Raw genomic sequence first — 12,152 nt, 5'->3', positions numbered from 1 at the left:
CTGCGGCAGGTCATTTGTCGATCTGCTTCACTGTGACCACTTCGGGCCTGCCCGCCGCTTCGCCGTTGCGCAGTTTCACGCGCCAGCTTCCGTATCCGGCAAACGGAAACTGCGCAAACGCGCTTTTGACGAGCCATGGAATGGGATGCAGTGCGTCGGCATTGCGGTCGTGGCTCGTCGCGGTGACCTTGTAGACTTCCTTGCCGGTCGCGGCGTCGAAGAGGCGCAAGGTCATCGAATGCTGATACTCGCGGCCAAAGAGCGAAAAGCCTGGCTTCGCAACGCCGTTGCAGGCCGAGTCCGCGCAGTCGCCCGCCATCACGCCGACGGCGGCCGGCCGCGTATCGTACGCGAGCGAGAGCATGTAATTCGCGTGCTTTGCCGCTCGATCGACAAGCCCGTAATTGCCTAGCTCGCTGTGAATCAGCGCCTCGTACTGCTCGCGGGCGGCGCCCGTTTCCTGCGACGGCGTCTGCACGATCGCATACGTGCGCTCGCCCTGCAGCACGACAGGTGTTCCCGACACCTGCACGTCCGTCGTCACGCCTGCGCATCCTGCGAGGCCCGCCACGCTCACGACAACGACGGCAGCACAACATAGCGTCTTCTTCACGTTCTTCTCGCTTCGATCGAATACAGATTCATGTGCGCATGGAGCGTTCGAGTTGTTCAAGCGTTTGTCTCGTCGAGCGCGGGCAGCGTGATCGTGAACGCCGTGCCGTGCCCCAGCGCGCTTTCCACATGCACGTCGCCGCCGTGCCGAGTCACGACGGCTTTCACGAACGCCATGCCGAGCCCCGTACCCGTGGCCTCAGGCCGTTCGACTTCGTGAAAGCGCTGAAACCGCTCGAATAGATGTGCCTGGTTTTCGGCCGACATCCCGTAGCCTTCGTCGCGGACCGTGCAGCGCACGCGTGCCGGCCATTCGCCCGACGCAGGTTTATCCTGCGCGACAGTGCACGTAATACGCGTTTCGGGCGGACTGTATTTCACCGCGTTGTTCAGGATGTTGACGAGCGCGCGCGTCATCAGCGAGCGGTCCGCGTTGATCCAGTGGCCGTCGCCCTGTTCGTCGTACGCGGCTTCGAGACGAATGTGCCTGGCTTGCGCCTGCGGCCACACTTCATCGCTTGCGTCGATCATGAGTTCGACGAGGCTCACCGAGAAATCATTCATCGGGCCAACGGAGCAAGCGCTTATGCCTGCACACCGTTCAAGGCCACCACGTCGTCACCAGTATCTTTCGACCGCAGATGCGCAGTCAGCGCCGCCTCGAGATGAAGCCGCACATGTTCCCAAGCGGCATGCGCGTAGTCCGGCTCGCGTGCCGCCCATTCCTGCGCGAGGCCGAACACGCGGCGAACCGTCGACGCACAATGCGTCAGACCCACATTGCCGCCAGCCCCGGAATCACGCAGCCACTCGGCCAGCCAAGGCATCTCGGACGCACACGAATCCGCATACGCCTCGGTTGCCGCGCGTGCGTGCGAATCGGTCGCAGGATGGAGTTCGATTCGCTGCGGATAGCCGTTGCGTTTACGCGCGCGTTTGCCCGTCTTGAAAGGAATCCGCGTGGTGCCTGGTCTGAAAAACATCCGATCCCTCGATATGCAACGACGATTCAGATCCACTGCGCCGACTTACCCCGTTTGCCCGCGAATCGCCATCTGGCATCAACGTTTTTCAACAATTGAGAGGGACAGTATAAAAAGAGGGCGCAATAGAATCATTTAAAGATTGTCAGATCGTGGTGCGCGCCCGGTCAGGAGGTGCTGGTTGGTCTCCTCCCGCTGTCATGTTGCTGTCGTACTTCACCCCGTTCGATTTGTAAATTGGCATGCAAGACTTTGTAAGCCTCTCTTTCATCATTCCGGAAACGAATGTGAAGTGCCGATTCTCCCTGATTGCTGCCTTTTGAATTTCCGTACTATAGGAGATTCATTGCTTGAAAACTTTTAGCAATTGTCAAGTCGTGAAAGCACTCGAAAGCGAAGGCATTAAAAATGCGCTTCATGCGATCGAAATTTCACTAACATTATTTAGCAAACTGGCTCGCGCCGTTTGGTAGTCTGCCGATGTGCCAGCCGTGCAAGGTGGTAGGTGACAAGGCGCTGCAACTCATCGCAGCTTGAGCAATACCAACTGAATGCGAGGGTTCATCATGCTGATGTGGATTGCAAACTGGGCAGCACGCCACGCTCCGACGCCCGAGAAACAGGCCGAACGCGCGCTTCATGAATTGCGCATGGAATTGTTCCGTGCGGAACAACAGGTCATGGACGCACAGTTGCGCGCTGAATATTTCCGCGCGCGGCTACTCTTTCTCGAAGATGTCACGAGGCAGGGCATTGAGGCGGTTTCTGATCAGCGCAAAAGTCAGCAGGAATTGACGCAGCCATCGCGGCCAGGTCCGAGACTCACCGCCGCGCAATAGCAGCGAGATCCATGTCATTTGCGGCGCAGAAAAAAAGAAGCCGCAGCGCGATTGCTGCGGCTCTAACATGCCACTCGCGGTACGGTCACCGCAATTTCATTCTCTGACTTTGCGCTGAACGCATCAACGTTGAATGGGCGGATTTGACTATCTTTAACAAGCGGCGTTTGGTGGAGCATCGACGTCGACTTGCTCGAAGGCTCGAACCATAGGGGCGATGCCAAGCTTCCCGTCCATTCCCCTGGACTCTCGGCTCTGGACTCTGCAGCGTCGGCGTCGTGCTGATACCCTTTAGCGTGAGGTCAAGCATCACCACGTCCGCTTTTTCAGCGTATAGGCATAGAGTCCGTACTGAGTGTTCGTTGCGGGATCGAAATAGACGCCCTGCGTAATGCCATCATCCGTTTCGTTCCACGATTTGCCGTAGTCCTTGCTGGCAAGTGTGAAATCGCGCGGCGCACCTTCACCCGTCGCGTCTGTCGCATATACGAGTAGTACGCCGCGCTGGCCCGCACTCAGACCGTCCAGCGTGAAGCGCGCATCGAACGTATGCAGCTGCCTGACTTCAGGCTTCGCGTAATTGCCCCATTGGGAGATGGCGCCTGTACGGTGGCCGTTATCGGTCCGGTCGTTCCAGTTGCGTGGCAGACCAAGGCGGGAAAGGGCGTAGATGGAATACACGCCCGGGGACTTTTGCTCCGACTGAATCGTGACGACTGTCTGCCCCGGAAGCACAACCTCGCGCTCAAATGCCTCGCTATCCCATCGCAAGCGGTCAACGACGCTCGACTGGCGAGTCTCTCCCATCCGGTCGACGTAATAGGCAACACGCAGAACGCCGTCACCGCCGAGATCCACACCGCTGAATCTCAGCCGCGGTTGCTCATGATCACGTGCGAATTCCGGCACGCGGATCTCTTTCCACGAACGTCCGCCATCGGCCGTACGCCACACGCGTGGTCCCCAGCCGACTGCATAACCACGGCCGGGATCAAGGAAAAGCAACTGGCCAATGTTCTGCTCTTCGGGCCATTTGAGCTGCAACCAGTTATTGCCTCCGTCGCGCGAAGTCCAGAGCCTGGTGATTTCCGGCGACAATCCGTTTTTGGGTAGCGGAACCTTGTAATCCATCCAGCTCGTGCTGATGTACTGCGCACCCCAATCCTTCGAATACCACCAGGCCGCATCTTGGCCTGGTTGCTGGAAGTAGCGTTTCAATCCGCCATCAACCGTTCCGCGAAAAAAGCTGATCGTTTGTCTGTTCAATACCTCATAAACATTGCTCATCCATGCTTCGGTAGGTTCCGCATATTCGGGGTTCTTTCTTTGCTCGACAGGCTTAAACGTAATGACGGGGTCGGCAAGCTTAAGGCTAATGACCTCGTTCCCCTGAATCCGACAGTCGCCGCCTCCGTACGGCTCATCGTTTTTCATGAACGTCGTTGAAATGGTTTGCCAGCTTGGTGTGGTCATGCCATGAAATCCATAAGTTAGGAGCGCGGCCGTCAGTAGGCCGCCCACAATCAATGTCCTTTTCCTGGGAATTCGCATCTCACTTAGCGCCCATCAAACGTCCGAGCGCCTTGCTCACGGGATCATCAATATCGTCCTTGGTGGCGCTCCATGCGTCGCCCACGGTCTTGCTGGCAACTACCTTTCCGCTGTCCCACACCTGCTCATAGGTGCGTCGATCGCCCCATTCTTCCAGAGCGGGACCGCCCATGATCTTGGCCATGTCTCCAATCTGCAAATGCGCCAGCCCCCCGTCGAGATAGGCTAGCGGGTGTGTCTTGAACGCAAAGGACTTGAATGTTTCGTTGTCCAGTTCCAGCCCGTACTGCTTCACCCCCATCCTGAAACTGCCGTTCCCCGGCTTCGCGCTGCTGACCTTGATGACATCTCCCGTCATATTCAATGCTAGTCCCTTTTCCATGTGGATTTGCAGATACCACCTCGCATTGTCGAGCCAATCCCTGCCCGCTTTTGACAGCGTTGGTTTCAGCTTTGCTCCATAACTGGAACAGTAGTAGTAGCCGTAACTGAGGTAATAGGCTGGCGGCCTGTGCCCGCAACCAATGTGTCGCATCATGAAGTTGCTGTGCCGAGACCAATCGGAAGCGGTGCAGTCCGGCTGGATCAGCGTCTGTCGCTGATGCAGCAGACGGGCCGCAACTTCCTTGTCGGTCCATGGATCCCAGGACGTGGCAAAAGCCTTTACGGTCGCCCACGCGCTAGAGGCTGTAACCTTTTCGACGGTCTCTGTATACGTGCAATGCAGTGGCCTGTAGTAGTACTCGCAATGCCCAATAATCGAGTCTGCCGCGGGCGGCACGCGAACGTCACATGCGGTTCGCTCCACCTGTGCGCGCTTTGTGTACGATTTCAACGTCATATAAGATTCCGCGTAACCGCCCACGTCGTTTTCATCCACCATATGTATCCGCCTTCAGTTTGATAGAGACGCCCTGCGGGACGTGACTCTGTGCCAGTGACGTTTCGCCGTACGCATTGGTAACGCCCTCCGCGATCAGCTTGCCCTCCGAAAAACATCTGATATCGCGTATTGGCCACGGGAATATCCGTTCCGGCCCAGTGCACCACAAACGCTTCGTCGAACGCGCCCTTCGATTCCGGTAGCGCGGGAACCACGGTTGACAGACTCTGCGCTCCTTGCTTCTGGACCGTAATGACCTTCAGAAACAGGTCGAGCGGACCGCCCAAGGTGATGCTTCCGTCCTTGAGCTGAACAAACGCACCGCCGCATTCGAGGATGAGCTCCTTCTTTGCGCTGATACGTACCGTGCCGTTGACACTCGCCACGCTCACATCCTTGTCAGCCAGTAACGACATCGCATCGCTTTGAGCCTGCACCTCGATCGGACCTTTCGCGGCGATCAGTTTCATTCCAAGCTTCTGCGCGAACATGGAGACGAGTTCGCCCGCCGCCACGGTGAAGCGCTTCGCCACGCTGATATCGGCACTTTTCCCGGCCACTGCGTTGATGTTGTCTCTTGCGCAGACCTGAACGCCACTGCCCGAGACAATGCCCACGGATGCGGGCGCACTCGCCAGCACCCCGGCCTTTTCAGACCATTGAGTTCGTCATTGACCTGATGCTGCGCATCAGTGTCGGCGGGAACCGCCTTCGCGCTGCGCGCCGAGTCCGCCAGCGCTCTCGCGAGTTCCAGCGCACTTTCAAGCTGCGCGATGGTCTCCTGCATGTCCAGTTGCTGACCACCCGCCGCAGGCCGGTCATAGGCCGTGATGAACTGCCCTTTGCCTGCGCGCATCGCGCCGTAGCCCGACGTGCGCAACTCAAAACCTTCGCCCCGCCGTTCAAGCTTCTGGTTGACCAGATAGCCGAGGTTCAGTTGCGACTTGCCCGAATGCTCGGTCGACAGCTTGATGCCTTCCTGACCTTCCCAGTCCTCCATGCGCAGCTTGTTGTTGCTCTGCGTGCGGATCACGTTGCGCGAGAGCCAGCGCCGGTCGCTCGTGACGTGGTCCAAAGCCTGGCTGTGGTGATGGAAGGCCGCGATATACGGCTTGTCGGGATCGCCATCCCTGAACTCGATCACGGCCTCCGTGCCATCCAGCGCCGGAAAGTGGAAGCCCGTCTGCAACGCCCCGGCGAACGGTTTCGCGAGACGCAGCGGCACACTCTCGCCGCCCGCGGGCCATGGTGCAAAGTCCGTGTCGAAGCGCACCGTGTAGTAACCGGCGGAAGTCAGGTAGGCGTATTTGTATTGATCGGGCGACGTCACCCGCGCCGAGAGCGAACCGGGGATCTTTGCCCACGCCGACTCCTCCAGCTTCAGCCGGAAGCGCCGGTCGGACGGAATCGCCTGCCAGGTGTTCGTGTAGGCCGTATCGCGTGCGCCGCGATGCGTGACCGCGATCACGACCTGGCCATCGGGTGCGTCAGGCAGCGCCTCATCGACGCGCAGGATACGCGCCGGCTGCAACGCGAGCACGTTGCTTTCGCCCTCGTAGACGACCTGCCACGCTATCGCCGCCTCGTGACGAAGTTGCGCCTCCCACTTCGCGCTCCCCTGATCGAGGTGATGCGTGCCGTAGATATACGGCTGGCCGTAGGTGGTGGGATCCTGAGGCGCGACGTTTGCCTCGTCCCTGAAGCGTTCCCACGCCTGTTCGGGGTTGTAGTCGGCCACCAGGAACGACTGCGGCACGGTCCGCGCGTGCGTCTCCAGCGCGAACACCGCCTCGATCGCCGCTTCAAGTCCCGCATGCTCCCGGTATGGGACATCGAGTTGCGGTTCATAAATGTAGTGGTCGATGTCGTCTGCGAGCACGATCTGGTCGCCGTGCTCGGTCTCGACCGTGTAGCAGTAGATGCCCGCCTTTTGCATCAGCATCTGGACGAAAGCGAGATCGTTCATCCGGTACTGGAAACGGAACAGATGCTGCGGATACGCCCGGCGCAACCGGAAGGCGAACTGATGGCCCTTCAGCCCATGCCGTCGCAACACGGACTCGATGATCTGGGGCGTGGTCTGATGCTGATAGATCTGGCTCGTGGTGACGGCATCGAGCCGGGCGAAGCGGGACCTGACGATGACTTCGTAGCGGGTGAAGTCCTTCGTCGTCTTGAGTGTCGAGAGCGACGCGATGAAGCCGGAGAAGCGGCGTGGCGTGCCGAGGGCGGGATCGATCAGAAATGCCGCGTCCCGGTTCAGATAGTCCTGGCGTGCAAGCTTGCCCGGATGTGTGAGCTGGATGCGGACCTCGGTAGGCGCCCCCATGCGTTCGCTGGCTTCGAACGAGACTACGGAAAGCTCCGCCGCACTTGCCGCACCCGGCACTTCAAGAAAATATGCCTGACGCCCTGTGACCGCCATCAGGTCGGCTGCATACGCTCTGCTTTCCTCGAACAGGCTCGCCATCGCATCTTCTCCGTCGTAACCCAGTGCCACGAAACTGTCTCGTGTGTGACGACACCGCATCCGTTGCAAAAGCAACGCGGCCGCTTTGGGTCAAGAGGTTAAGACGTGCCCGATCTATTGAAAAGCGTAGTTATCCTACTATTTGTTCACATGTTGCTTTTCGTCGATCTTTGCAACTCTTCACGAACTCTCTTTTCAGTCCGTGTTATGGGGTCAATGACCGACGATCGACGACGCGCATCAAACCAGAAAGGCGCGCTCTGCCGACGCGATGGACAGAACGGGCGGATCTATGAGCGGTTCAAACTCGCCAACGTCTCCCCCGCTCGACCAGTTCCACCAGCAACGGCGAAGGCTTCCAGAACAGCGGATCCTGCTTCTCGAACTCACGGATATCCGCGAGCAACGCAGGCAAACCGATCGTATCCGCGTAATGCATCGGACCGCCGTGATACGCCGGAAAACCGAAGCCATTGATCAACGTCACGTCGACATCGAGCGGCCGCAACGCGATGCGCTCGTGAATCACGTTCGCGCCTTCGTTGATCATCGCGGCCATATAGCGACGCACGATCTGTTCGTCGCTGAACGCGCGCGGCGTGATCCCTGCACGCTCACGCTCGGCAACGATGATCGCTTCCACTTCCGCATCGGGCGCGCCGGCGCGCTTGCCTTCGTCATAGCGGTAGAAGCCGCGCCCCGTCTTCTGGCCGAACCAGCCGCGCTCACAGAGGCGATCGGGAATCTGCACATAGCGCGCATCGGGATGACGCGTCGCAGCGCGGCGCTTGCGTGTCGCCCAGCCAATGTCGCCGCCGGCCAGATCGATCACCTGATACGGTCCCATCGGAAAGCCGAATTCACGGACGGCTTTGTCGATCTGATACGGCGACGCGCCGTCTTCCATCAGATGGTCTGCCGCCGCGCGATACACCGCGAGCATCCGGTTGCCGATAAAGCCGTCGCACACGCCTGCGCGTACGGGCACCTTGCGCAGCTTCTTCGCCAGATCGAATGACGTTGCGACGACATCGGCGCTTACGCGCGCAGGCACGACGACTTCCAGCAGTTTCATGATATGCGCGGGCGAGAAGAAGTGCAGTCCGATCACATCCTGCGGTCGCGAAATGCTGGCTGCGATCGCGTCGATGTCGAGATACGACGTGTTGGTCGCGAGCACGGCGCCTTGCTTGCACACGCGGTCGAGTTCCGCGAACACCGCCTGCTTCACCGCCATGTCTTCGAACACGGCTTCGATCACGATATCGACATCGGCGAGTGCCTCGTACGATGTGCTGCCGATGAAGCGCGCCAGCTTCTTCGCCTTCGCGTCACTGGTCAGGCGTCCTTTCGCGATCAGGCCATCGTAGACCTTCTCGACGTGCGCACGGCCGCGAGCCAACGATTCGTCGTCGCGCTCGATCATCGTCACGGGCAAGCCCGCGTCGAGCAGCGCGACGGCGATGCCCGCGCCCATCGTGCCGCCGCCCACCACGCCCGCTGACGCGATCGGCCTCGGCTGCGCGCTGCGCGTTTCGGGGGCCTTCTGCACTTCGCGTTCGGCATGGAATGCGTGGACAAGCGCCGCGCGCTGCGGGCTATCGAGGCATTCGAGGAATTGCTTGCGCTCGAAGCGCAAGCCTTCGTCGAACGGCAGGTTCAGCGCAGCCTCGACGCAATCGACGATCTTCAGCGGCGACAGCAGGCCGCGCGACTTCTTCGCGGTGTCGGCGCGCGCGGCAGCGACGGCAGCCGCACCCGCCTCTTTGTCCGCCAGCGCTTGCGCATCGCGCGTACGCCGCACGGGTGCATGTTCGACGAGCAGTTGCTGCACATACGCGAGGCCCTCGGCGAGCACGTCATCGCTCTGGCCTACGCGATCGACAAGGCCGGTTTTCAGCGCTTCCTGCTCGCCGATATGCTTGCCGCTCAGCATCAACGACAACGCCGCCTCGGCACCGATCAGACGCGGCGCGCGCTGCGTGCCGCCCGCGCCGGGCAGCAGGCCCAGCAGCACCTCAGGCAAGCCGAGCTTCGCACCCGCAACCGCGATCCGGTAATGCGACGCCAGCGCGATCTCAAGCCCGCCGCCGAGCGCGGCGCCATGAATCGCGACGGCGACCGGCTTGCCGCACGACTCGATGCGGTTGCACACGTCGGGCAGCGTCGGCATTTGTGGCGGCTTGCCGAACTCGCGGATGTCGGCGCCCGCGATGAAATTGCGGCCCGCGCCGACGATCAGCACCGCGCGCACGGCCGGATTCGCTTCCGCGGCTTCGATCGCCGCGACGAGGCCGCGCCGGACGTCCACGCCGAGCGCGTTGACGGGTGGATTGTCGACGGTAACGAGCAGGATGTTGCCGCGTAGCTCATGGGTAACCGGCAATGCGGATGCGGCGGTCGGCGTCATACGATTTGTCTCCTCGTTGCAGCGTGTAAACGAACTTGCCATGCGATTTGGGATTGTCTTGGGGATAAGCGGAATTGACAATCGCATCGCCAATTGACAGAGTGTCAAATAATCTTTGACAGTAGGACTGCCGTGGACGTCAACGCGCTAACGCTGCTGGTCGAGATCATCGATGCCGGCAATCTCAGTGAGGCTGCGCGGCGGCTCAAGATGACCCGCGCCAACGTCAGCTACCACCTCAACCAGTTCGAAAAGTCGATCGGCCTGCAACTGGTCCGACGCACGACGCGCCGCGTCGAGCCGACTGAGATCGGGCTGAAGCTCTACGAGCATGGCCGCGCGATCCGCAATTCGCTGCTGGCCGCGAAGGAATCGGTATCGACGCTCGGCGAAAGCCTGCAAGGCCGCGTGCGCCTGTCGGTGCCGAGCGGCTACGGGCAGCTGGTGATGTCGGCGTGGCTGATCGCCTTCAAGCGCGAATATCCCGGCATCGTGCTCGACGTGATGTTCGAGAACCGCGTCGAAGACCTGTTGCGCGACGAAGTGGACATTGCCGTGCGCGTGATGTCGGAGCCGCCGCAAAATCTCGTCGCCCGTGACATGGGGCCGGTGAGATGGGTCGCGTGCGCGTCGTCCGCCTATGCTGCGCAACATGGCGTGCCTGTGCAGCTCGACGAGCTTCGCACCTCGCCGATCATCACGTCCGCCGTGGTCGGCCGGCAACTGCGCGTTGCCGCGTATCTGCGCGACGAACGGCATGAGGTGTTGCTGGAACCCGGCCTGATCTCCGAGAACTTCCTGTTTCTGCGCGAAGCGATTCTCGCCGGCCTCGGCGTCGGACTCGTGCCCGACTACGTCGTACACGACGATATCCGGCGCGGCGACGTCGTCACGGCGCTCGACCCATGGAGGCTCAGCATCTTCGGCACCAACATGTACATGCTGTATATGCCGAATCTTCACCACACACGCGCGACCTCGCAGTTCATCGAATTCATGCTCGACGAAGCGCGCAAGGCCGGACGCGGCGCCATGCCGACCCGACCCACCAATTTGTAGCGCAATGTATCCACCGCAGTAGCGGATACATACGCATACACACGTCCGTTTCCACGACACAAGCGAGATACATCCGCACGCTTCAATACGGTCATCGATTGTTCGCCCTTCACCTACTCAACGGAGCACGCACCATGACGCGTATCGACAACGTACTGTACACAGGCAAGGTTCACACGACGGGCGGCCGCGAAGGTGCCGCGCGCAGTTCCGACGGCCGCCTCGACATCAAGCTGTCGACGCCGGGCGGCAATGGCGCCGGCACGAACCCCGAGCAACTGCTCGGCGCAGGCTGGTCGGCATGTTTCATTGGCGCGATGGGCGGCGCTGCGCGCGCGCTGAAGATCTCGCTGCCGGCTGACACCAGCGTCGATGCCGAAATCGATCTCGGCACCACTGACAACGCGTATTTCATTCAGGCACGCCTGAACGTGAGCCTGCCCGGCCTGCCGCGCGATGTGGCCCAGGAAGTGGTCGACCGCGCGCATCAGACCTGCCCGTACTCGAAAGCGACTCGCGGCAACATTGGCGTCACGATCACGCTCGTTTAAGCCGCATGAAGAAGGGCAGTGCGACCACTGCCCTCGGCAGTGTCGTCGCGAACGTAATGGGCAGGCAGGCGCCGCCCAGGTTGCTGGGCATCCATGTCAACTTCTGTTTGCCGAAGAAGTGCGGGCGGGTTGAGGCCGCTGCGTCAATAGCGGGCAGAGCGGGGAGTCATCACTCCCCCTCTGCGCGATGTCGCCTCGCCGCATCGACCAGCGCGCGGATCGCCCAACGCTTCACTTTCCGGGCCCGCGCGTCGTCGAGTTGCAGCACGTCCTTGAACACCACCATCGCCTCGGTGCCGATCACGAGCGCGAGCGCTTGCGTCAATGTATCGAACGCGGCGGGCTTGAACTGATCCTGCACGGGTTCCAGCGCCGCCTCGATCAATGCAGTCCGCCGATTCTGCCGCAGTGGAACCTCGCTGTCGGTATCACCCTTCGCCACGCGCTCCAGCGAACGCGCGAGCATCATCCGCAGCGGCGCTTCGTTGGCGAGGATCATGTCGTGAAGCGCCGTATCGACGCGCGTGAGCCGCGCCACGGGATCATCCGACGCGCGCGGGCCGAACAGCGCCGACGCATCCGGCGTCGCGACATCGAGCGACGCTTCCAGCAGCAGCGCATCCATGCTCGGAAAATGGCGATAGGCGGTGGCGCGCGACACCATCGCTTCCTCCGCGATCTCTTCGAGACTCGGCTTGCGGCCCTGCTTCATCAAACGCGAAGCCGCCTGCAACAGGTCCTTGCGCGTGCGCCGCTTCTGGTTCTCGCGCCCGTTGGTCGTAATGTCGGCCATA

Annotated in this window: 9 protein-coding genes and 2 pseudogenes; 3 read left to right on the top strand and 8 right to left on the bottom strand. The window is 60.9% G+C overall.

From position 1 onward, the window contains the following. Nucleotides 1-10: 10 nt before the first annotated feature. The 3 genes and pseudogenes from H1204_RS37015 to H1204_RS37005 all read right to left on the bottom strand — a co-directional run bounded on the left by H1204_RS37015 (nucleotide 11) and on the right by H1204_RS37005 (nucleotide 1,595). A complete protein-coding gene (locus tag H1204_RS37015) occupies nucleotides 11-613 on the bottom strand; it encodes a DUF4136 domain-containing protein (RefSeq protein ID WP_243468835.1) in 603 nt (200 codons plus the stop codon). A gap of 56 nt (nucleotides 614-669) precedes the next feature. Beyond that, nucleotides 670-1,161 (bottom strand): annotated as a pseudogene (locus tag H1204_RS37010) (HAMP domain-containing sensor histidine kinase); the annotation flags it as partial. A 35-nt stretch (nucleotides 1,162-1,196) separates the two neighbouring features. Continuing rightward, the gene (locus tag H1204_RS37005) at nucleotides 1,197-1,595 is read right to left on the bottom strand and encodes a hypothetical protein (RefSeq protein ID WP_180733656.1); all 399 of its coding nucleotides are present in this window, start codon (nucleotides 1,593-1,595) and stop codon (nucleotides 1,197-1,199) included. A 566-nt stretch (nucleotides 1,596-2,161) separates the two neighbouring features. Between H1204_RS37005 and H1204_RS37000 the strand changes: the two genes are divergently transcribed. Further along, nucleotides 2,162-2,434, top strand: a complete 273-nt coding sequence (locus tag H1204_RS37000; protein WP_180733655.1) for a hypothetical protein — start codon at nucleotides 2,162-2,164, stop codon at nucleotides 2,432-2,434. Between the two features lie 309 nt (nucleotides 2,435-2,743). Here the strand turns inward: H1204_RS37000 and H1204_RS36995 are convergent, their stop codons facing one another. The 4 genes and pseudogenes from H1204_RS36995 to H1204_RS36980 form a co-directional block, all read right to left on the bottom strand. Next, nucleotides 2,744-3,907, bottom strand: coding sequence for a glycosyl hydrolase (locus tag H1204_RS36995; RefSeq protein ID WP_180733654.1), 1,164 nt, complete (start codon nucleotides 3,905-3,907; stop codon nucleotides 2,744-2,746). Between the two features lie 79 nt (nucleotides 3,908-3,986). Next, nucleotides 3,987-4,868, bottom strand: coding sequence for a hypothetical protein (locus H1204_RS36990; protein ID WP_180733653.1), 882 nt, complete (start codon nucleotides 4,866-4,868; stop codon nucleotides 3,987-3,989). Continuing rightward, nucleotides 4,823-7,338 (bottom strand): annotated as a pseudogene (gene vgrG, locus H1204_RS36985) (type VI secretion system tip protein VgrG). Before vgrG ends, H1204_RS36990 begins: the two are co-directional and overlap by 46 nt. A gap of 301 nt (nucleotides 7,339-7,639) precedes the next feature. Further along, nucleotides 7,640-9,748, bottom strand: a complete 2,109-nt coding sequence (locus tag H1204_RS36980) for a 3-hydroxyacyl-CoA dehydrogenase NAD-binding domain-containing protein (protein ID WP_180733652.1) — start codon at nucleotides 9,746-9,748, stop codon at nucleotides 7,640-7,642. Between the two features lie 132 nt (nucleotides 9,749-9,880). On the opposite strand from H1204_RS36980, the gene H1204_RS36975 reads away from it, so the two are divergent. Both H1204_RS36975 and H1204_RS36970 read left to right on the top strand, forming a co-directional pair. Further along, nucleotides 9,881-10,807 carry a LysR family transcriptional regulator gene (locus H1204_RS36975; protein WP_180733651.1) on the top strand — a complete coding sequence of 309 codons (927 nt, stop codon included), beginning with the start codon at nucleotides 9,881-9,883 and terminating at the stop codon, nucleotides 10,805-10,807. A 134-nt stretch (nucleotides 10,808-10,941) separates the two neighbouring features. Next, nucleotides 10,942-11,358, top strand: coding sequence for an organic hydroperoxide resistance protein (locus H1204_RS36970; protein WP_035992321.1), 417 nt, complete (start codon nucleotides 10,942-10,944; stop codon nucleotides 11,356-11,358). A 169-nt stretch (nucleotides 11,359-11,527) separates the two neighbouring features. On the opposite strand, the gene H1204_RS36965 is transcribed toward H1204_RS36970, so the two are convergent. After that, entirely contained in the window at nucleotides 11,528-12,151 is a 624-nt protein-coding gene (locus H1204_RS36965; protein WP_180733650.1) for a TetR/AcrR family transcriptional regulator, read from the bottom strand. Nucleotide 12,152: the final 1 nt, after the last annotated feature.

It is taken from the genome of Paraburkholderia sp. PGU19 (genome assembly GCF_013426915.1).
Classification (GTDB): domain Bacteria; phylum Pseudomonadota; class Gammaproteobacteria; order Burkholderiales; family Burkholderiaceae; genus Paraburkholderia.
The sequence above is the reverse complement of the archived record's forward strand: the minus strand, read 5'-3'. Positions and strand labels throughout refer to the sequence as shown.

Coding starts and splice junctions, on each gene's coding strand:
- H1204_RS37005 (WP_180733656.1), bottom strand. CDS start 1,595: ATGTTTTTCAGACCAGGCACCACGCGGATTCCTTTCAAGACGGGCAAA.
- H1204_RS37000 (WP_180733655.1), top strand. CDS start 2,162: ATGCTGATGTGGATTGCAAACTGGGCAGCACGCCACGCTCCGACGCCC.
- H1204_RS36995 (WP_180733654.1), bottom strand. CDS start 3,907: ATGACCACACCAAGCTGGCAAACCATTTCAACGACGTTCATGAAAAAC.
- H1204_RS36990 (WP_180733653.1), bottom strand. CDS start 4,868: ATGGTGGATGAAAACGACGTGGGCGGTTACGCGGAATCTTATATGACG.
- H1204_RS36980 (WP_180733652.1), bottom strand. CDS start 9,748: ATGACGCCGACCGCCGCATCCGCATTGCCGGTTACCCATGAGCTACGC.
- H1204_RS36970 (WP_035992321.1), top strand. CDS start 10,942: ATGACGCGTATCGACAACGTACTGTACACAGGCAAGGTTCACACGACG.
- H1204_RS36965 (WP_180733650.1), bottom strand. CDS start 12,151: ATGGCCGACATTACGACCAACGGGCGCGAGAACCAGAAGCGGCGCACG.